Source organism: Sulfurospirillum cavolei, assembly GCF_001548055.1.
Lineage (GTDB): Bacteria > Campylobacterota > Campylobacteria > Campylobacterales > Sulfurospirillaceae > Sulfurospirillum.
In genome coordinates, this window is sequence record NZ_AP014724.1 from 2,230,476 (window position 1) to 2,250,157 (window position 19,682).

21 protein-coding genes are annotated in these 19,682 nt (G+C 43.8%); 7 read left to right on the forward strand and 14 right to left on the reverse strand.

Annotation, left to right across the window (positions count from 1 at the left end):
• Positions 1-26 precede the first annotated feature (26 nt).
• On the reverse strand, positions 27-1,124 hold the full coding sequence (prfB, locus tag UCH003_RS11170) for a peptide chain release factor 2 (RefSeq protein WP_060826566.1): 1,098 nt from the start codon (positions 1,122-1,124) through the stop codon (positions 27-29).
• 114 nt (positions 1,125-1,238) lie between these two features.
• Between prfB and panC the strand changes: the two genes are divergently transcribed.
• From panC to tilS, 3 genes are read left to right on the forward strand one after another with little or no spacing between them, the layout of a single operon-like run.
• Positions 1,239-2,060 (forward strand): pantoate--beta-alanine ligase, encoded by an 822-nt coding sequence (gene panC / locus UCH003_RS11175; protein ID WP_060826567.1) that lies wholly within the window; start codon positions 1,239-1,241, stop codon positions 2,058-2,060.
• 8 nt (positions 2,061-2,068) lie between these two features.
• Positions 2,069-3,379, forward strand: a complete 1,311-nt coding sequence (gene rimO / locus UCH003_RS11180; RefSeq protein WP_060826568.1) for a 30S ribosomal protein S12 methylthiotransferase RimO — start codon at positions 2,069-2,071, stop codon at positions 3,377-3,379.
• The gene (gene tilS, locus UCH003_RS11185) at positions 3,354-4,343 is read left to right on the forward strand and encodes a tRNA lysidine(34) synthetase TilS (protein ID WP_060826569.1); all 990 of its coding nucleotides are present in this window, start codon (positions 3,354-3,356) and stop codon (positions 4,341-4,343) included. Before rimO ends, tilS begins: the two co-directional genes overlap by 26 nt.
• On the opposite strand, the gene UCH003_RS11190 is transcribed toward tilS, so the two are convergent.
• The 6 genes from UCH003_RS11190 to UCH003_RS11215 all read right to left on the reverse strand — a co-directional run bounded on the left by UCH003_RS11190 (position 4,309) and on the right by UCH003_RS11215 (position 8,746).
• Positions 4,309-4,866: a hypothetical protein gene (locus UCH003_RS11190; protein ID WP_039672217.1), complete on the reverse strand. Its 558-nt coding sequence runs from the start codon at positions 4,864-4,866 to the stop codon at positions 4,309-4,311. The two genes, tilS and UCH003_RS11190, sit on opposite strands and share 35 nt — an antisense overlap.
• Complete coding sequence (locus tag UCH003_RS11195) at positions 4,859-5,380, reverse strand: hypothetical protein (protein WP_039672216.1); 522 nt, start codon at positions 5,378-5,380, stop codon at positions 4,859-4,861. Before UCH003_RS11195 ends, UCH003_RS11190 begins: the two co-directional genes overlap by 8 nt.
• On the reverse strand, positions 5,377-6,438 hold the full coding sequence (locus UCH003_RS11200) for a hypothetical protein (RefSeq protein ID WP_060826570.1): 1,062 nt from the start codon (positions 6,436-6,438) through the stop codon (positions 5,377-5,379). The genes UCH003_RS11195 and UCH003_RS11200 overlap by 4 nt, the downstream gene beginning before the upstream one ends.
• Before the next feature lie 117 nt (positions 6,439-6,555).
• Positions 6,556-7,197 carry a lysophospholipid acyltransferase family protein gene (locus UCH003_RS11205; RefSeq protein WP_060826571.1) on the reverse strand — a complete coding sequence of 214 codons (642 nt, stop codon included), beginning with the start codon at positions 7,195-7,197 and terminating at the stop codon, positions 6,556-6,558.
• Positions 7,178-8,494 carry a tRNA (N6-isopentenyl adenosine(37)-C2)-methylthiotransferase MiaB gene (miaB, locus tag UCH003_RS11210; protein ID WP_082709196.1) on the reverse strand — a complete coding sequence of 439 codons (1,317 nt, stop codon included), beginning with the start codon at positions 8,492-8,494 and terminating at the stop codon, positions 7,178-7,180. The genes UCH003_RS11205 and miaB overlap by 20 nt, the downstream gene beginning before the upstream one ends.
• A 9-nt stretch (positions 8,495-8,503) precedes the next feature.
• Positions 8,504-8,746, reverse strand: coding sequence for an HP0268 family nuclease (locus UCH003_RS11215; RefSeq protein ID WP_039672213.1), 243 nt, complete (start codon positions 8,744-8,746; stop codon positions 8,504-8,506).
• A gap of 262 nt (positions 8,747-9,008) precedes the next feature.
• Between UCH003_RS11215 and nusA the strand changes: the two genes are divergently transcribed.
• Positions 9,009-10,139: a transcription termination factor NusA gene (gene nusA / locus UCH003_RS11220; protein WP_060826572.1), complete on the forward strand. Its 1,131-nt coding sequence runs from the start codon at positions 9,009-9,011 to the stop codon at positions 10,137-10,139.
• 42 nt (positions 10,140-10,181) lie between these two features.
• Here nusA and UCH003_RS13730 read toward each other — a convergent pair whose 3' ends face one another.
• From UCH003_RS13730 to gap, 6 genes are read right to left on the reverse strand one after another with little or no spacing between them, the layout of a single operon-like run.
• Positions 10,182-10,331 (reverse strand): hypothetical protein, encoded by a 150-nt coding sequence (locus tag UCH003_RS13730; RefSeq protein ID WP_173636964.1) that lies wholly within the window; start codon positions 10,329-10,331, stop codon positions 10,182-10,184.
• On the reverse strand, positions 10,328-11,293 hold the full coding sequence (locus tag UCH003_RS11225; RefSeq protein ID WP_060826573.1) for an ABC transporter permease: 966 nt from the start codon (positions 11,291-11,293) through the stop codon (positions 10,328-10,330). The genes UCH003_RS13730 and UCH003_RS11225 overlap by 4 nt, the downstream gene beginning before the upstream one ends.
• Before the next feature lie 12 nt (positions 11,294-11,305).
• Positions 11,306-12,127 carry an enoyl-ACP reductase FabI gene (fabI, locus tag UCH003_RS11230; protein WP_060826574.1) on the reverse strand — a complete coding sequence of 274 codons (822 nt, stop codon included), beginning with the start codon at positions 12,125-12,127 and terminating at the stop codon, positions 11,306-11,308.
• Between the two features lie 14 nt (positions 12,128-12,141).
• Positions 12,142-12,855, reverse strand: coding sequence for a triose-phosphate isomerase (locus tag UCH003_RS11235; RefSeq protein ID WP_060826575.1), 714 nt, complete (start codon positions 12,853-12,855; stop codon positions 12,142-12,144).
• 2 nt (positions 12,856-12,857) lie between these two features.
• Positions 12,858-14,057, reverse strand: a complete 1,200-nt coding sequence (locus UCH003_RS11240; RefSeq protein ID WP_060826576.1) for a phosphoglycerate kinase — start codon at positions 14,055-14,057, stop codon at positions 12,858-12,860.
• Positions 14,058-14,071: 14 nt separating this feature from the next.
• Positions 14,072-15,079 (reverse strand): type I glyceraldehyde-3-phosphate dehydrogenase, encoded by a 1,008-nt coding sequence (gene gap / locus UCH003_RS11245; protein ID WP_060826577.1) that lies wholly within the window; start codon positions 15,077-15,079, stop codon positions 14,072-14,074.
• A 112-nt stretch (positions 15,080-15,191) separates the two neighbouring features.
• Between gap and nadD the strand changes: the two genes are divergently transcribed.
• Positions 15,192-16,073 carry a nicotinate (nicotinamide) nucleotide adenylyltransferase gene (gene nadD, locus UCH003_RS11250; RefSeq protein ID WP_039672206.1) on the forward strand — a complete coding sequence of 294 codons (882 nt, stop codon included), beginning with the start codon at positions 15,192-15,194 and terminating at the stop codon, positions 16,071-16,073.
• Between the two features lie 31 nt (positions 16,074-16,104).
• Here nadD and UCH003_RS11255 read toward each other — a convergent pair whose 3' ends face one another.
• Positions 16,105-17,133 carry a cytochrome-c peroxidase gene (locus UCH003_RS11255; RefSeq protein WP_060826578.1) on the reverse strand — a complete coding sequence of 343 codons (1,029 nt, stop codon included), beginning with the start codon at positions 17,131-17,133 and terminating at the stop codon, positions 16,105-16,107.
• Positions 17,134-17,325: 192 nt separating this feature from the next.
• On the opposite strand from UCH003_RS11255, the gene UCH003_RS11260 reads away from it, so the two are divergent.
• Together UCH003_RS11260 and UCH003_RS11265 are read left to right on the forward strand one after the other, a co-directional pair.
• Positions 17,326-17,730 carry a Fur family transcriptional regulator gene (locus UCH003_RS11260; protein ID WP_060826579.1) on the forward strand — a complete coding sequence of 135 codons (405 nt, stop codon included), beginning with the start codon at positions 17,326-17,328 and terminating at the stop codon, positions 17,728-17,730.
• A 144-nt stretch (positions 17,731-17,874) separates the two neighbouring features.
• Complete coding sequence (locus tag UCH003_RS11265) at positions 17,875-19,578, forward strand: TonB-dependent receptor plug domain-containing protein (protein WP_231964776.1); 1,704 nt, start codon at positions 17,875-17,877, stop codon at positions 19,576-19,578.
• Positions 19,579-19,682 lie beyond the last annotated feature (104 nt).

The following is a 19,682-nucleotide window of genomic DNA, read 5'->3' on the forward strand; positions in this document are numbered from 1 at the left end:
TCTTGCAAAATTGATTGCGCAACACGTCATTGGCGTTTTTGTGCGATTAGCACGTCTTCGATTACTTTGGAAATATCGCCGTCGAGAATGTTGTTGACTTGCGAATAAGCGATATTGCTTCGATTGTCTTTAACTTGCTGGTAAGGTGCTAAAACGTAACTGCGAATCTGATGTCCCCAACCGATTTCGCTCTTTTCGATACCGTCTTTTTCGGCTTGTTGCTTTTCAAGTTCCAATTCGTATAAACGCGATTTGAGCATCTTCATCGCCGATGCGCGGTTTTTATGCTGTGAACGATCGTTTTGACACTGTACGACGATACCAGTGGGAAGGTGGGTAATACGAATCGCACTGTCGGTTTTGTTGACATGTTGACCTCCCGCACCGCCGGAGCGATAGGTATCGACTTTCAAATCTTTTTCGTCGATGACAATGTCGATATCGTCGTCTACTTCGGGGGAAACCATCACCGAACTAAACGACGTGTGACGTTTGGCGTTCGCGTCAAAAGGGCTAATACGCACCAAACGATGAATGCCGTTTTCGACTTTGAGATAGCCGTAAGCGTTTTCCCCGCGGATAATAAAACTCACGTCCTTAATACCCGCTTCTTCGCCCTCTTGGTAGTCTAAGACTTCAACTTTAAAGCCGCATCGCTCCGCCCAGCGCAAGTACATGCGGTACAAAATACTCGCCCAGTCTTGGCTTTCCGTTCCGCCCGCACCCGGGTGAATCGAAATAATGGCGTCGTTACCGTCGTTCTCGCCGCTTAACATCATGGCGATTTCAAGATCGGTAATGTGCGTTTCCAAATGCTCCGCATCTTTAAAAAGCTCCTCGATCGTCGCCTCATCGTTTTCCGCGTTCGCCATTTCGTACAAATCGCCCGCGTCGTCTACGACGGTTTTGGCTTTCGTATAACGCTCCAACAAGGAGTTTAACGCGCGTTTTTCTTTTTGAATTTCACCCGCTTTTTTGGCGTCGTTCCAAAATTCGGGATCGTGTTCAATTGCATCTATTTCGTCGAGGCGTGTTTGAATTTCGTTTGGTTTAATGATCTGCGCGATATTATCGACTTTCGTGGTCAATTTTTTGAGCAGTTCCGTATACTCGTAATTATCCAAATACCTTCCTTTTGCTATAATACGCTCTTTCAAAGAGACTTCTCAAACCTCTAACGTCCCATCAACGTCTTGGATCGTTAAAGAAGTCTATTATTTTACTCAAAAGTGCCTAAAATGAAAATAGTACATACCTTAAGCGAGCTCATTGCCGCGCGTGCCGAACTTCAAGGTTCGGTTGGACTGGTTCCGACGATGGGAGCGCTGCACAACGGACATCTCTCTCTCCTTCAACAATCCACGGCGCAAAACGACCGTACGATCGTTTCGATTTTTGTCAATCCGACGCAATTTTTACCCGGAGAAGACCTCGACAAATACCCTAGAAAACCCGAAGCCGATATTAAAATTTGCGAATTGGCGGGTGTCGACGTGCTTTTTATGCCCCGACCCGAGGAGATGTACGCGACGATCGAACCGACGATTCACGCCCCTAGCTCTAAAGCTTACATTTTGGAAGGATTGGCGCGTCCGGGACACTTTGACGGCGTTTTGCGCGTCGTTTTAAAATTGTTCAATCTGACCAAGCCGACGCGGGCGTATTTCGGGAAAAAAGATGCTCAACAACTCTATCTCATTCAAAATATGATCACATGCCTCTTTTTGGACATCACGATCGTTCCGTGCGAAATTATCCGCGAAGACGACGGATTGGCACTTTCGAGCCGTAACACTTATTTAAATCCCGAAGAACGCCGTGAAGCTTTAAAACTGTGCGAGTCGCTCAAATGCGCAACCTATTTGGTTATGAAGGGAGAACGCGATATTTCCGTGATTCAAGCGGCGATGCTTCAAGCCTTAAAGCCTTTACATGTCGAATATGCGGTTATTTTAAACCGCGATTTTGATACAATACCTACATTACATGTCGGTCATTCGATTATTTTAGTCTGCGCCAAAGTCGGTACGACGCGTTTGATCGATAATTTATGGATTTAAGGACACCCGTGAAAAAACTCCATCTCGTCTCACTCGGATGCAACAAAAACCTCGTCGACAGCGAAGTCATGCTCGGTAAACTCAAACAGTACGAGCTTTGCGACGATCCCGCGAAAGCCGACGTGCTCATCGTCAACACGTGCGGATTTATCGGTCCTGCGAAACAAGAGAGTCTCAATACGATTTTTTCACTTCACGAAGCGCGTAAAAAAAATTCTTTACTCGTAATGGCAGGGTGTTTGAGCGAGCGTTACAAAGAAGAGCTGACCCATGAGCTCAAAGAGGTCGATCTCTTTACGGGTGTCGGCGATTACGACAAAATCGACGAGATTATCGCGCTTCGTCAAAATCGCTTTTCTCCCTCAACGTATCTTTTAAACGAAGAAGAACGCGTCATTACGGGTTCCAATGCCCATGCTTACGTCAAACTTTCCGAGGGCTGCAATCAAGCCTGTAGTTTTTGCGCGATTCCAAATTTTAAAGGAAAGCTCTTTTCGCGCACGCTCGAATCGATCGAAAAAGAGGTACGCTTCCTTGTTGCCAAAGGCTTTTTCGATTTTAGTTTTATCTCCCAAGACAGTAGCTCCTTTTTAAGAGACCGCGGCGAAAAAGAGGGGCTAATTCGTCTCATTGAAACGATTGAATCTATCGAAGGCGTCAAGAGTGCGCGTATTTTATACCTCTATCCGACAACGACGTCCAACGCGCTAATTGAACGCATTATCGCTTCGCCTTTGTTTCACAACTATTTTGATATGCCGATTCAACACATCAGCGATGCAATGCTGAAACGTATGAAACGAGGTGCCGGAAAAGAGCGCATTATCGAACAATTAACCCTGATGCGCCAAGCACCGAACAGTTTTATTCGTACCAGCTTTATCGTCGGACATCCGCAAGAGAGCGATGCGGAATTTGAAGAACTCCTTTCCTTTATGAAAACGTTTCGCTTCGATCGCGTCAATATCTTTGCATATTCGGACGAAGAAGATACTTCTGCGCATGCGATGGAAGGCAAAATCGATACCAAAACGATCAACGCACGCATTAAAAAGCTCGATAAACTCGTTGCCGCGCAAACCATGCAAAGCCTCAAAAACGAAATCGGTAAAAGCGTAACGATCCTAATCGAAGGAGAGAGCAGCGAACACGCGCTTTTTATGGGAGCGCGCGAACTGCTTTGGGCACCGAGCATCGACGGCGAAATTCTCGTCAACGACTCGGACGTTGAAAACGTTCGCATCGGAGCGTGCTACCAAGCGCGCATCAACGAACTTGCCGGAGATAAGCTCATTGCCGCCATCACCGCTCTTGCATGAAGAAACCCTTGCTTTTCTTCGTAACCGCAAAAATCTTTTAGCCTTTTCGGGAGGCGGCGATTCGACCGCCCTCTTCTTTTTACTCGAACAAGCGAACATTCCTTTCGATATTGTCTTCGTCAATTATCAAACCCGAGCGCAAAGCGACGCCGAAGAGTGCTATGCCAAAACGCTTGCGACACGTTACCGTAAACGCTATTTTGTCTTTACATGTAAGCTTTCTTCGTCTAATTTTGAGCATCGGGCTCGTTATGAGCGTTACGGCTGTTGTGAAACCTTGATACACTACTACGGGTACGACACGTTGGTGACGGCACACCATTTGGGCGATCGTTTGGAGTGGTTTTTGATGCAACTCTCCAAAGGTGCGGGTTTGGTCGAGATGCTCGGTATGCATACCTACGAGAAGCGAAAGACTTACATGTTGGTTCGTCCGCTTCTGCATCTTACTAAAGCGGCATTGGAACACTTTTTAGACGAACGAGGCGTGGAGTATTTTCACGACGCAAGTAACGACGATACCTCCGTGTTACGCAACCGTATCCGCCATACGTTTGCAACGCCTTTTCTTGGCTTAAACGAAGCAGGGATCACTCAAAGCTTTGCTTACCTCGAAGCAGATGCTAAACGCCTTTTACCCGAAGGTTCCAAGCGGCTCGGCGATCTTTTTATCTGTGCTAGAAACGCCGATGATTTGATCAATATTCGCCGTGTCGACAAAGCGTTAAAATGTTTAGGGAAAGTCCTCTCTAAAGCCGAGCGCGATGAAGTGTTACGTACCAAAGACTGCGTTGTCGGCGGAAGATTTGCGGTGGTGTTTGACGAGTCTACAATTTACGTCGCGCCTTTTCTTAAAACCGTCATGCCCAAATCCTTTAAAGAAATCTGCCGCAAGGCACGCATTCCCCTCAAGATTCGTGCATACCTCTTTACTTCCGAGCTGAATCCTTCGTCGTTGCATTGAGGTCGTAAACTTTAATTTTAAACGTTGAAGAGATCGTTTGCGCGTTAGATTCTAAATGAATCGGAAAATCGGCTTGCACGATATTGTTGTAGCGGTTAAGCCCTTCGAGGAAATTGTAAAAATTCGTTGGGGTTTTGAGTGTCGAAGTCACGTTGAGCTCATACTCGACAAACTCTTTTTTATAATCGGATTTTGAAACTTCGACCAAGGAGACGTTGGTAAAAAACTTTCCGGCATAACGTATAAATTCGGCGGGTGCAAAAGTATGTTTAAACGCCTGAATCGCATGAACGTTCTCCGCTTTAAGCTTCGAAAGTTCGGCTTCGCGCTCCAAAAAAAGATTTTCGACGCGCGTTTTATGCACTAAAACCCTCTTGTATTCGGCTTGCAATACGCGGTACTCTTTGACGTTGGGAATAATCAAAATAAAAATAAACCCAAACGTAATCACGAGAAACACCATCAAGAAAAGCAAGAGTTTCATCAAATCTATTTTCTCAAGACTACGATCAAAACTAGTCACCGATGCTCTCCTCTGCGATGATTTTATTAACACTGACGAAGTTATACCAGCCCTCTTTCGTTAAATAAAAATTCGTATTGCTAGTATGAAAAATTGATTTTAAAGGCGCCGCCAAGAGAAAATTGAACGTATCTTGCGTCGGCGTTACCCCGTATAAAATCAACGAGTTGCGCTCCATTTCGACTTTTTTCAGCGTAATTTGATCCGGAACCAAATCAAACAAGTTTTTCATACTCTCTTTTAAAAGCGTGTTGTTGGAAAAAATCTCTTCCGCAAGTGCTTTTTGACGCAAGATCAACCCGATAATCTCATCGTCTTCGTCAATGCGTTTTTCAAGTGTTTCACGCTCGTTCGTTAAATCGACCATACCGGTTTTAAACGAGCGAATTTCATACGCAAGATAGCCGTCGAAAAGCAGCATAAAACCCGACATCGACAGAATAAAAATGACCCACATTTTGCTAAAAAGCGATAAAAAGGGCTTTGGTCTTGGCGTTATAAAGCTGTATTTCATTGAAACACCTCGCGAACCGCCAAATCGCAGACTTTTTCGCCGATATCGACTTTGTGAAGTTCGACGTCCATCATAAGTTCGTCTTCGATTTGATGGATCAAGTCCGAGCTGACTTCATAACCGTCGAAAATAATGATCTCTTCGATAAATTCGCTCGGATAGAGGGGATTGTGGTAGTACTCTTCCAGCGACGATTTTAAGTATTTGTAAACCGTTAAATCCCGACCGTAAAGCTCTAAGCTCACGTCTTCTTCTTTAATTTCGTTGAGCCCTTTAAAAAACCCGAGCGTTTTATCGTCTACGTCGGAGAACGTATCCGCTGAACGTAATTCGTCGATCGTGTCTAAATCGCTAAGCTCCCCTAGTTCGTCCAACTCTTCTGGTTCAGGCTCGTCATGCGCCAACTCCGGAAGCTCCCCCGCACCGACGATTTCTTCTTCTTTTTGCTCGTTTTCCCAATCGTTGAGATCGTTGCTACGCGTAAAAGAGGATTCGTTTTGCGTTTTAAAAAAAGCACCGAAATGAAGGCGCATTTCGTTAAACACCGCCATAATAAAAAAATTATGACCGTTTAAAAGATAACATGTAGGTTTGTTTTTCGGTTTTTGACTGCTGACAAAATCGCTTAAAACGATAAAAGGAGAGACGACAAAGTCAACGCCTACTTCCGAAAAAAGATTTTTGACGCTCTTGATTTCCATCGAAGCGGCATATGCCGTCCATTGATTACGAACCGGTAGACAATAAGTAGTCTCCGTATCGATATTGTGTCTTTGCAGGCTTTTTTTATCGACGCCTTCGACTGCGCCTTGTCCCAAAGCATCTAATAAATAAGCGATATAAACGAAGCGGTATTCGTCTTGTAAATGCATTAAATAATTTTCGAGTGCTTGATCCAACGCCTCGAGCGGAAGTGTGAGGGCAAACGTTTTCGTAAACGTTTTGAGAACCGCTCCTTTTTTGAGAACCTTGCAGCGCAAAACGCATTCGGCATCGTTTACCACGATAGAGACAAAAAGATTTTCAAATTTTTTTTGCAGAACCGTTTTAATGCTCATACGTCGTCTCTTTTATTCACTTGCTTGCTCACGGAGGTTAATTTTAGCTTATATATTAGACTAATCTTGCTTAAGCTTTCTAAAAGTGCAAGCAAAAGACGTACCGATTGAATACCGTTAAACATTTGCCGCATGCACAAGGAGTTCGCGTTGAATCAAAGCTTTTGCCTCTTCAAGCGAAAGTCCGTCCACGTAAAAAGGATTGCTGTAATAAAAATGAAGCGTACTAAAAGGTTTGGGGATACAAAACGCATCCCAACTGTTCATCGTCCAAAAAGAGCTTGGACGGCAGTTAACCGCGATAATCGGAGCACGGCGCATCTGCGCTAAAATGACGACGCCGTCAGCGACGGAATAACGAGGCCCTCTTGGTCCATCGGGCGTGATAGCCACGTCGCGTCCGTTTTTCAAGCTCCGCAAAGCCGCTCGTAAAACGGTGCTACCGCCTTTGGACGAACTACCGCGAATCGTCTGCGCACCGGCAAGTTCCACCACCCTCGCAATCATTTCACCGTCACTATGACGACTAATAATCGCATCCACTTTGATCTGTTTTGCATAATACATGTAACCGAAAATTAGCGCTAAAATATCGCCGTGCCATGCCGCATAAATACTCGGCGTATCGGCACCGTTGATCTCTTCGTGTAGCACTTTTTTACATGTCGCAAAAAGAATTTTCGTTAAAAGATAAACGACGGGCGGCGCAACCCGCACAAGCAATGCGCGCCGACTTTTTTTAGAGAACCAATTCGCCATAGAGCGAAAGCCGTTTAGGGTTGGTAATTTTAATATTGACGGTACGACCGAGCAGGCTCTCGTCGCCCTTAATCTGAACCAGTGCATTATTGTCGCTTCTTCCGGCAAGGTAACCGCTATTGCGAAGTTCGTCGATATACACGGGATAGATCTTATCAAGGTGCGATAAAGCGATCTCGTCTAAAATGTCGTCTTGTAAAAGTTGCAGTCGCTCCAACCGCGCCGAGCCAATTTCCGAATCGATTTGATCGGTAAACTCTGCCGCTTTGGTTAAAGGACGTGCGGAATACTTAAACGCAAATACCTGCTCAAATTTGACCTGTCGCATCACGTCGAGCGTCTCTTCGAAATCTTCGTCGCTCTCACCCGGAAATGCCACGATAATATCAGTGCTAATCGAAACATCGGGAATCATTTCGCGCAATTTCAACGCCCGATTTAAAAACCACTCTTTACTATAACCGCGTTTCATCCGCTCCAAAATGCGTGTTGAACCGCTTTGTAGGGGCATATGCATCGACTTACACACTTTGGAATTTGAAGCAAACGTCTCTAAAAATTTATCGTCCATATGCAAAGGATGCGGAGACGTAAATCGAATGCGCTCAACTTCGGGAATTTCGGCAATGCGATTTAAAAGATCCGAAAAGTCCATATCTAAATGTACGTTGCCGCTAAAACGCTTTCCGTAATTGTTGACGTTTTGACCCAATAAGAAAATCTCTTTTGCCCCGTTTTTAGCCGCTTTACGGGCTTCATTTAAAATGAGATCGGCGGGAATAGATATCTCTTCGCCTCTGGTATGCGGGACGATGCAGTAGGTGCATTTTTTATCGCAGCCGATAGAGATATTGACGTACGCCTTATAAAGACTGTTACGATACTCTCCAAACGCGTAAGCACTTTCATCGTAATCGGTATCGACGCTTAAAAATTTTTCGTTATTAACCGCGGTTGAAATTTTGGAGACGTTACGCGCACCGATCACAAAACTGACGTAAGGGGCACGTTTAAAGATTTCTTTGCCTAAGTGGCTTGCGGTGCATCCGCATACGCCGATTTTAGCACCCGCTTTTTTTTGAAGGTTGTATTTTCCGATTTCTGAAAAAAGTTTACTGACGGGTTTTTCGCGCACGCTACAGGTGTTAATCACGATTAAATCCGCTTCTTGTATATTTTGCGTTAGAACATAATTTTCAAGACTTCCGAGTTCTGCGATGATATGTTCGGAATCCCGAACGTTCATCGCACACCCTAGAGTCTCAATAAAAAGCTTTTTCTCTTCTTTTATACCCAAAACACGACCTTATAAAATATGAACTTCGTACATGTAATCGCCTTCGCCTAAACCGTAACGAATATCGCGTAAATAAACGCTCAACCCTTTTGCCTCAAAATGCTCGACGAGCGCGACAAGATCTTTATGAGAGTTTTCCTTGTCGAAATAAAAAATTTTTTGTCCCTCTTTTTCAATAATTTCGGCTACTTTTTCTAAGGTAATCGTTTTGGGTTTTCCGTTGATTTCGTTTCTTGCCAATTTAATTTCCATTTGCCAACCTCTTTTCTATCGCAAAAATTATCGTATGTGTTCACTATGCACAAAGATATATCGCGAAGTATACTTTATTTACGATAAATTCCTCATTAAAAGCATACTACTTTACTCTTATAAAGAAAAATAAAAGAAGAGTTTGGCTATAATCATTTTTCCTCAGCTCGCTATCGTTTAAATTTCCATGATTTAATTTTGAGTTTTCATCATTGCGATACCTATCGAAAGCGTAAAATACGTTAATTTTTTAAGGATACCTATGGAAAGAATTGTTGATATTATAGAATCCATTGCTCACGAAAAAGGGTTAGATATTAATGAAGTGAAGAACACCGTTACGGTGGCACTCGTTAAAACCGCCAAGAAAATTTACGGCTCGCAATACGAGTACGATGCCGAAATCGATCCTGCGACCAAAGCCCTTAAATTGTATCAAAAAGTGCTCGTCGTCACGCCCGAAGATGAACGTTTACAAGAAGGCAATGAAAATTTTATCGCAATTAAAGACGCTAAAGAGGTCGATCCCGAAATTGAAATCGGTGATGAGCTGACCTATGAATTACCTTTAGACAATTTAGGACGAACCGCTGCTGCCACCCTTCAAAAAGAGCTCGAATACCATATTCAACGCCTTTTGGAAAACAATATTTTCGAAAAATATCAAAAACTGGTCGGTAAAACCGTTTTCGGAACCGTCGTACGCGTCGATAACGATGAGAACACCTATATCGAAATCGACGAAATTCGCGCGGTACTTCCTCGAAAAAATCGTATCAAGGGCGAAAAATTTAAAGTCGGCAACGTCGTCAAAAGCGTTATTCGCAAAGTACTTATCGACAAATCGCAAGGTATGTACGTCGAACTCTCCCGTACCAGTCCAAAATTTTTAGAATCGCTTTTAGAGCTTGAAGTCCCCGAAATTAAAGACGGTATGATCAAAATCGTGGGTAGCGCGAGAATCCCCGGAGAGCGTGCAAAAATTGCTTTAATGTCGTTGCATCCGAACATCGATGCCGTCGGTGCGACGGTCGGAACAAAAGGGGTGCGTATCAATGCGGTAAGTAAAGAATTGCATAATGAAAATATCGACTGTATCGAATTTTCAAACGTTCCGGAAATTTTCATCGCCCGTACGTTGGCACCGGCGATTATTTCCAACGTTAAACTGCAAAACGGTAAAGCGATCGTCACGCTTCCGAGCGATCAAAAATCAAAAGCAATCGGTAAAAACGGCATCAACATCCGCTTAACGTCTATGCTGTGCGGCGTCGAAGTCGAACTGCACGAATCTTCAAGCACGGCAGCATCTGCGCTTCCATCAGGTGAAAGTGCACCTGAACAAGCCGAGCGCAATCCAGACGCCTTGAAAAAACTCTTCGGCGGACTTTAATTTTCGTTACATGTAAAGCTTTTTCGCTTTACATGTAAGACTTTATTCCGTTTTCTCTTTGACGTAGGTCGCTCCGTCGTTTACCTTCTCTTTCGTCCATTCATAGCCGTCTTTCGCATCTTTTTTAATGCCGCCCCAAGTAGCGCAACCGCTCAAAAGCGCAATACAAAAAAGGGGGAATAAATATTTCATATGTTTCTCCTTTTAAAATGTGGATTGAGTTTTACTAAGATCAAATCGGCAATCATATTGCCTAAAAGCGTCAAGAACGAAGCGATAATGAGTATACCCATAATCACGGGATAATCACGGCTTAAAGCACTTTGGTAAAAAAGTAAGCCCATGCCGTTGATGGCAAAAATCGATTCTAAGATCACGCTCCCTCCGATCAGTCCCGGTAGCGACAAGCCTAAAATCGTAACGATCGGAGGAGCAAGATTGGGAAGGATAAAATGCCTTAAAAGAACTTTGCCTTCAATACCCCTGCTTTTGGCAAAAAAGACGTAGTCGCTTTTTAAAACTGCCAAACTCAAACTGCGAACGTACAAAATCAAACTTCCCACGCCTCCGAAAACCATCACGAAAATGGGCAAACTGACATGCCAAGCAACATCGGCATACGCGATCCAGCCTTCTTGAGGAAGACCTTGCGAATGCAGTCCCGAAATCGGAAAAAGTTTATAACGTACCGCAAACACGATGATCGTTAAAAGTGCTAAATAAAACGAAGGCATGGCATAACTGATCAAGGCAAACTGTTTCACGCTTTTGTCGTAAAAGCCTTGTTTCATCGCCGCTTTGATACCCAAATAAAGCGAAATAACCAATACCAAAACTAAACTGACGCCGTTGAGAACTAACGTAATCGCAAGCCGATCTAAAATCTCGTCGCGTACCGGCTTTCCGCTTGCAAACGAGATGCCAAAGTCTAAATGCAAGATCGCTCTTAGCCACGAAAAAAATTGCATGAAAAGGGATTGATCGAGTCCGTAAACCCGTTTGAGTTGTTCTAAAGATTCTTGCGTAATATTAGGATTGAGCTCGCCGCTCGCAAAAAAAGAGTTGGGAGCTAAATGAATAGCTCCAAAAGAGATTAAAGAAATAAGACCTAGCATCAGTACCACGTAGGAAATTTTTTGCAGTACCGTTTTCATCCGATGCAATCCTTACTTTTGCAAATCCCACGCAAGCACGGTATGTCCTTCTTCATCGGTTTCATCCCGACCCATACCCATGATATTGTAGCCCGCATCCACGTAATGAATCTCTCCCGTAACGCCGCTGGAAAGATCGCTGAGAAGATACATACCGCTGTTGCCGACTTCATCGGTCGTCACGTTTTTACGAAGAGGCGCATTGGTTTCGTTCCAACGAAGAATCATTCTAAAATCGCCGATTCCGCTTGCCGCCAACGTTTTAATCGGTCCGGCACTAATAGCATTAACGCGAATACCACGACTTCCCAAATCTACCGCAAGGTAGCGTACGCTTGCTTCGAGTGCCGCTTTGGCAACACCCATCACGTTGTAATGCGGTACGTAGCGCGGTCCACCTAAATACGAGAGCGTTAAAATAGAGCCGTTGTCGTTCAAGACGGGTAAACATGCCCGAGAAAGCGAAACCAACGAATATGCGGATGTTCCAAGTGCAATGTCAAACGCTTCTTTAGTCGTATCGATAAAATGACCGCTCAGTGCTTCTTTAGGAGCATACGCAACGGAGTGAACGACAAAATCGATCTTTCCGAAATCTTTTTCCAACGAAACGCTAAGGGCTTCCAAATGTGTCGGATTGTTAATGTCGAGCTCGTACACTTTATCGCTTCCGAACTCTTCGGCGATAGGACGTACGCGTTTTTCCAACGATTCGTTTAAGTACGTAAACGCTAATTCCGCACCTTGTTCTTTGCATGCTTTCGCAATCCCGTACGCGATGGACTTGTTATTGGCGATTCCTACGATAAGACCTTTTTTACCCTTCATAACCATATGCTTGACTCCTCTTATTTGTTCACGTGATCTGCAATGCGAATCATTTCGCAAAAAGCATTTTCATTCCAACTTGCCGTTCCGACCAAAACACCTTCGCATGCTTTGACATGTAAGATAGATTCGATATTGTCCACTTTAACGCTTCCTCCGTATAAAAGAGGTTTTGAAAGCTTTGCGCGCAAACGACTCAAAACGTCGTCGATATCGTCTAAGCTAGCACTTAGACCCGTACCGATCGCCCAAACCGGCTCATAAGCGATGACCAAACGATCGTAATGCACGTCGATACCTTCAAATTGCTCCCAAAGGTAACTCATTACCGCATCGATACCTTGAACGCGAATTTCGGCGGGCTCACCGATACAATAGACGATTTCGACTTCTCTTGCTTTGGCAAAATCGTATTTTTGTGCGATAAAAGCTTGAGACTCCTTTAAAAGATGCCGACGTTCGCTGTGTCCGATCAATACGCTTTCGATCCGGAACTCTTCTAACTGTTGAAAGCCGATTTCCCCGGTATACGAGCCGCTTTGCACCGGATAAAAGTTTTGCGCTCCTACTTTAAGATTGTCATGTTCGCCAAAACGATCCAATGCCGTAAAAGGCGCAAAAATACGTACTTGCTGTCGGCTTTTTGCTTGTGCGATATAAGCTTGAATCGCTTGAACAAATGCCTTAGTGCCGGCTCTTGTATAATTGGTTTTAAAGTTGGACGCGATAATCATCGTTATTCGCTTTCGCTTTGGCTTAAAACTTTAACGCCGGGAAGCTCTTTTCCCTCGATCAATTCCAAGCTTGCACCGCCGCCCGTGGAGATGAACGTCATTTCGTCGGCATCTCCCGCACGCGCCACCACGTCGGCCGTATCGCCGCCGCCTACGACGGTCGTTGCATGTGCTTGAGCAATGTCGTGCGACATTTTGAAACTTCCTTTGGAAAATTTTTCAAGCTCGAAAACACCCATCGGACCGTTCCATAAAATCGTCTGAGCATCCGCAAGTGCTTCTCTAAAAAGGCGCGACGTCGCAGGTCCTATGTCAAGCCCCATCCAGCCTTTGGGAATTTCTTGAACCGTTACAAATTTAATCGTTGCGTCTTGTGAGCATGTTTGCGCGGCAACGACGTCGACCGGAAGGTAAATTTTGACGCCCAAACGCTTGGCTTCTTCCATGACGCGATTGGCTTCATCGATCAATTCGTCCTCTACGATCGAATTCCCGATATCAAGCCCTTGCGCTTTTAAGAACGTAAACGCCATACCGCCGCCGATAACGAGTTTATCGACGCGAGGCAATAAGTTGACCAAGGCCTGAAGTTTGCCGCTGACTTTGCTACCGCCCACGACGGCAACAAACGGACGGGTCGGACGGCGTAATAAATTGCGTGAAAATTCGATCTCTTTTTGAAGCAAAAATCCCGCCGCCGAAGATTTTTCATTGAAATAATGCGTAATCGCCTCAACCGAGGCATGCGCACGGTGGCATACGCCGAAGGCATCGTTAATATAAACTTCCGCCATATCGGCAAGCGCTTTGGCAAACTCTTCGTCGTTTGCCGTTTCGCCTTTGCAAAAACGGAGGTTTTCTAACAGTAAGATTTCTCCCGCTTGCAACGCCGCCGCTTTTTCCGTCGCATCTTTTCCGATCACGTCCGAACTCAAAACCACTTCTTTGGACAACAGACGTTTAAGCCTCATCTGAACGGGGGCAAGCGAATATTTTTCGTCCACGGCGCCTTTAGGTCTGCCTAAATGACTCGCGAGAATAATCGAACATCCGTGATCCAAACAATAACGAATCGTCGGAATTGCCGAACGAACCCTGCGATCGTCGGTAATATTGGCAAACTCGTCTAAAGGCACATTGAAATCACACCGAATAAAAACTTTTTTACCTGCAATATCGAGATCTCTAATGGAACGAATCATATGTTTTCCTTACTTTATTTGCTAACGTAAACGGCCATATCGACTAAACGCGTCGAATAACCCCACTCGTTGTCGTACCATGCCATAACTTTGACCATATCGCCGCAAATGACTTGCGTTAGATCAAGTGCCACGACGGAACTCCATGAACTGGTCACAAAATCTTGAGAGACTCGTTGCTCCGTATCGACTTCTAAAATGCCTTTGAGTTTTCCTTTGGCGTGTTCGCTAAAAAGCGCATTGACCTCTTCTTTGCTCGTCTCTTTTTTCAATAAAACGTTCAAATCGACCATCGAAACGTTCGGCGTCGGTACACGCACGCTTTGTCCGTGTAAGCGACCTTTAAGGTGAGGAAGAACCAAACCGATCGCTTTTGCCGCACCCGTACTGCTCGGAATGAGATTGACCGCCGCCGCACGCGCTCGACGTAAATCGTTTTTACGGTGTTTCACGTCTAAAATATTTTGATCGTTGGTGTAAGAGTGAACGGTCGTCATAAGCCCTTTGTCGATACCGAAAGCATCGTCTAATATTTTAGCGACGGGGCCCAAACAATTGGTCGTACAACTGGCATTGGAAATAATCGTTTGACCGGCATATGCTTCTTCGTTGACACCCAGCACGAAGGTCGGCGTGTCATCTTTTGCCGGAGCAGAGAGCACGACTTTTTTAATGCCGTTATCGATAAAAACCTGCATATCTTTTTGTGTTAAAAGAGCACCCGTACACTCAAGAACGACGTCTACGCCGTAATCGGCAAAGTTCAGCTCTTTCGCATCGCGGGTAGAAAACATTTTGACTTTGGATTTTCCCATTTGCATATAATCATCTTCAAGTTCAAGCAATTCGACATGTCCTAAAAATCCGCCGTGCACGCTATCGTATTTGAGTAGTTGTTTTGTGGTAGCACGATCTGCGGTGTCGTTCACGCAGACAAGTTCAACGTCATCGCGAGAATCGATAATTCTGGCGACACATCTTCCGATGCGACCGAATCCGTTTATAGCAATTTTGAGTGCCATAGGTTTTCCTTTTGATATAATAGTCGTTTTAATCTACAATTTGCTTTGATAAAAGCGAACTATTTTATCTAAAATGTAGTATAAAAAAGTTTAAAGTAAGGAAGACACACCGTTGCATATCGCTCTTTTTGGCGGCTCGTTCGATCCGCCGCACACGGCTCACGAAAAAATCGTACTTGAAGCACTGCGCCGTCTCAATCTTTCCAAACTCTTCATCGTTCCAACCTACCTAAGCCCTTTTAAGGAGAGCTTTTGCGCACCGGCACCGATGCGACTCGAATGGCTAAAACGTATGTTTTGCCACCTTCCCGACGTCGAGGTTCTTTCGTACGAAGTAGATCAACAAAGGCAAGTACCGACGATCGAAACGATCTTACATGTCAAAAGCCGTTATCCGAATGCACATTGCTACCTCATCGTCGGAAGCGATTCGTATGCGAATCTTCCGCGATGGAATCGATACGAAGAAATCGTACGAAACGTTGAAATCGTTGTCGCCCAACGCGGAAGCTTTATCCCGCCCGAAGACTTGAAAATTTTACCGATTAATGTTAATATCAGCTCTTCAAAGCTGCGCTCGTTTTTGGACCCGAGATTTATCCCCAAAGCCATCGAAAATGAAGTGATAGCGTTTTATACAAGGAATCCAATGGACAATAGAATCGAAAGAATTATCACCGCGTTAAGTGATAAAAAAGCGGAAGATATACAAGTGTTTGATATGAGCGGGAAAGACTATTTCGTCAACACCGTTATTATCGCAAGTACGATGGGAGAACGACACGGACTCTCTTTGCTCGATCATCTTAAAACCGAGCTCAAAAGCGCGGGAGAAAACTTTTTAAACGTTGATGCCGACGATAATTGGACGGTCATCGATATGGGCGATCTTTTAATTCATCTGATGACGCCTGAATACCGTAAAAAATACAATATCGAAGTTTTTCTCAAAGAGAGAGAAGAAGAGATGAAAAAAATCAGAGGCGTAGAGTAATCTACACCTCCTTACATGTCAGCTTTCGAGTTTAGAGTTTTGCATCGGGCTTCGGTGTTTTTTCACTGCTTTCCGGAAGTTCGGGATACGTAATAACAGGCTTTCTTCCCTTTAATGCTTTTAAGAACGTCTCGATTTTAGCACTGTCCGCATCGCTGATCGTAATTCCAAGTTGCGTACTTCCCATCTCTTTAATCGCATCTTTCAAGGTCCAAATCGCGCCGTTGTGAAAATACGGAGCCGTTTCGGTAATATTTCTCAAGGTCGGCGTTTTGACCATACCGTTTGCATCGCCTTTAAAATCTCCGACTTGCGCGAACTTATATTTTCCCGCTACCTGAAACGCTTGCATCGTACCGCCTAAAGCAATACCGTTATGGCACGCCGCACACCCTTTGTCGATAAACACTTCCAATCCTTCTTTCTCGGCTTTGGAAAGCGCGTTATCGTTTCCGTTCATAAAATCATCGAAACGTGAAGGCGTAACCAACGTTTTTTCAAAAATAGCAATCGTCGACGTAATCTTCTCAAACGAAATTTTAACGTTATCGCCGTAAACAAATTTAAACTCATCGACGTAAGCCGGAATTGAATTAATGCGCTCTTCGACTAATTTAGGTGGGGCAGCCATTTCAGGACCTGCTTGAACGGGACCTTGCGCTTGATCGGCTAGGTGCGGGCTTCTACCGTCCCAAAATTGTGCTTTAAAAAAAGCGGAGTTGTAAACCGTCGGAGAGTTGAGATGATGCGGATTGGCCGTCCATCCGTGACCGATTGCCGCACTAATCCCGTCCGTACCTCCGGTAGCTAGATTGTGACAGGTATTGCAACTAATCAAAGAGCTGCGCGACATTCTCGGATCAAAATAGAGTTTCTTCCCAAGCTCCACTTTCGCCGAAGTAATTGGATCTTTAGGATCATCAATTAATTTTAAAACCTCAAGCTGGCTTACGGGAATCGCCTCAATTCCGTTTTGCTTAACTTTTTCTACCAAGCTGTTTGCACCGAAAACTACGGTAGCACTCAACGCACAAAGGCTTAGAACCTTAGAAATTTGCATTTCATCTCCTTTTTAAGAATATGGAAGCATTATAAAGATATCTATCTTAAATAGTAATTAATCTTATTTAGAATTTATTCCTATAATTAATTATTCTTAAATAGGATAGTTAATATCTTATTAAGCTCTCCTGCTATAAAATTACGACATTTACGGTATTTTTAACATTATTATAAAGGATCAGTGCGTTTTATGGAAAGATTTAAAGATGTGCTCAAAGCAAGCAACCTCAAATCGACGCATCAACGTTTAGCAATACTCGATTCCATCGATCAGTTCGGACATATCGACATCGATACGCTTTTTGACGTTATTATCCGTAAATATCCGACGATGTCGAAAGCTACTCTCTATCGTAACATTAATGATCTGATTAATTTTCATATTTTAGAAGAAGTGAAACTCCCGCATCAAAAACAACAATACGAAATCAAAAAAGTACCGCATATTCATCTTTTATGTTCCAAATGCGGTAGCGTCGAAGATATTTTTATCGATACGAAACCTCTTTTAGAAGCAATTTCCCACCAAAGCGGCTTTATCATCAATAGTAGCTTTATGGTAATGAACGGTATTTGCCAACACTGCCGCTCTTAAACTTAGGCATCTTATTATTATTTTTGATTACCGATACGTAACCGTTTTATAAAAATTATAAGATCTTAAGTTCTCTTTTTTTATACTGTAACCTATTGTATACGCCTACGTAATCGTAGCAAAGCATTAAAGGGTATCGTTATTTTGATCAAAAGTGTTCTATGTTTAGTTTTATCCGTCTCATTTGTATTCAGCGAAACCATAGATTATTTATTAAGCGAATATGAGCGCGCCTCCGATAATTCATTGCAAACCGTCGATGAAAAAATAGGGCATGTCATTAACTACTCCCAACAAGAGATTCGGTTGATGCAATACCGAACCCTCAACGACATTCTTCGAGAATTACCCGTTTTTAACGTAAATTCCAACCGTTTTGGTCTTTCTACCCCTTCTTTGGTCGGCACGAAAACGACGACAAGCGGCTTCTTTCGCTTTTTTATTAACGATCATGAACTGAGCTCCGGATACGACCAATCGACTTTGCTCTCATGGGGCGATCTTCCTCTGGATTTTATCGATCACGTCGAAATCTATTACGGAGAAAGTTCTTTTTCCTTCGGTAATGAAACGGGAATGTATTATATTCGTATCTATACGAAAGAGCCTGAAAAAGAAAATGCCTCGGCAATTAATCTAGGAATCAACTCCCAAAAAGCGTATTCGCAAAGTTTTACGCAGTCGCAAACCTTTGAAAACGGTTGGAAATACCTTATGTTTGTCAATCAATCCCGAATGTTTAAAGAGTCGGATTATAAAAACCAGACCCTTAATGCTAACGGAATACGAAGGTATCTCTTTGCCGATGCCAGTAACGAAACCTCTCGCATCAGCGCGGCGTATACCGATTTTTCAAGCAACAATTACGCGGGACTTTCCATCGATGCTATCCCCGATAGCGGACGTATGCGCTCCAAGGATTTTTTCGTTGACGTAACGCACTTTTTTTTAGACGACCGCTCCATCAAGGCAAACCTCTCCTTTGATGCGAATAACCGAGAGTATTACGAAGAGAACGCCCAAGGATTATGGCTCGTTCCCGTCCTCGATTTTACGCAATTGGGATTAACGATTCCCATCGCGTTCGATGAAGAATTAGAAGTTTTCAAAACCAACGCATTTCTTTCAAAAACCTTCACAAGTGAAGAAAACACGTTTCTCACGGCATTCAACGTTCAACATAAAAGTTACGACGTTAACACTAGAAAAACAATCAATATGCTGCATCAAACAACCGATGTAGGAGCATACAACGACTTCGATACCGAGACGATCGGCTCTTTGATCGTACAAGACAGTTACCGCTTAAACGACGAGATCATTCTCGTCGCCAACGCAAAATCGGATCGACACCGACGTGACGGATTTATGGAAGACTCGACCGATTCGCTTTATCGTATCGGGGCAATTTATACGCCGACAGATTATCTCGGTCTCAAAAGCTTTTACACGAAAACTGCTATTGCACCCACATTTTATACGATCGATTATGCTGCCTTTTTCGACAAAGAACTCCAATCGCAAGCTTACCGTTTTTATACCTTGGAAGCGGCATTAACGTTTGGTGACTCTAAAGTAAACGTTACGTACGATCATGTCGCTATCAACGATTTTATCTACTACGAACCTACGGTCGGATTTTTAAACGTCGATCATACGATTCATACCGAAGGACTTATCTTTGATTACGAATACGCCTTATCGCGTAACGACAAACTGCACCTCAACTATTACACGTCTACACTTAGCGAAACGATCAATAATTCAACTAAGGGCGGCTATATCAAATATATGGGCAGTTACCAAAAGTGGGACTACTTTACCTCTTTGATTTATAAAAATGCCTAGCGTTACGAGACTATCCATGTCCCGGCAAGCTACAACGTAAGCCTCGGTGCAACCTACCATTTAACGAAAGATCTGAGCTATAGCGTCAAAATCAATAATATTCT

Coding starts and splice junctions, on each gene's coding strand:
- panC (WP_060826567.1), top strand. CDS start 1,239: ATGAAAATAGTACATACCTTAAGCGAGCTCATTGCCGCGCGTGCCGAA.
- UCH003_RS11195 (WP_039672216.1), bottom strand. CDS start 5,380: ATGAAATACAGCTTTATAACGCCAAGACCAAAGCCCTTTTTATCGCTT.
- UCH003_RS11200 (WP_060826570.1), bottom strand. CDS start 6,438: ATGAGCATTAAAACGGTTCTGCAAAAAAAATTTGAAAATCTTTTTGTC.
- UCH003_RS11205 (WP_060826571.1), bottom strand. CDS start 7,197: ATGGCGAATTGGTTCTCTAAAAAAAGTCGGCGCGCATTGCTTGTGCGG.
- UCH003_RS11215 (WP_039672213.1), bottom strand. CDS start 8,746: ATGGAAATTAAATTGGCAAGAAACGAAATCAACGGAAAACCCAAAACG.
- nusA (WP_060826572.1), top strand. CDS start 9,009: ATGGAAAGAATTGTTGATATTATAGAATCCATTGCTCACGAAAAAGGG.
- UCH003_RS13730 (WP_173636964.1), bottom strand. CDS start 10,331: ATGAAATATTTATTCCCCCTTTTTTGTATTGCGCTTTTGAGCGGTTGC.
- UCH003_RS11225 (WP_060826573.1), bottom strand. CDS start 11,293: ATGAAAACGGTACTGCAAAAAATTTCCTACGTGGTACTGATGCTAGGT.
- fabI (WP_060826574.1), bottom strand. CDS start 12,127: ATGGTTATGAAGGGTAAAAAAGGTCTTATCGTAGGAATCGCCAATAAC.
- UCH003_RS11235 (WP_060826575.1), bottom strand. CDS start 12,855: ATGATTATCGCGTCCAACTTTAAAACCAATTATACAAGAGCCGGCACT.
- UCH003_RS11240 (WP_060826576.1), bottom strand. CDS start 14,057: ATGATTCGTTCCATTAGAGATCTCGATATTGCAGGTAAAAAAGTTTTT.
- gap (WP_060826577.1), bottom strand. CDS start 15,079: ATGGCACTCAAAATTGCTATAAACGGATTCGGTCGCATCGGAAGATGT.
- UCH003_RS11255 (WP_060826578.1), bottom strand. CDS start 17,133: ATGCAAATTTCTAAGGTTCTAAGCCTTTGTGCGTTGAGTGCTACCGTA.
- UCH003_RS11260 (WP_060826579.1), top strand. CDS start 17,326: ATGGAAAGATTTAAAGATGTGCTCAAAGCAAGCAACCTCAAATCGACG.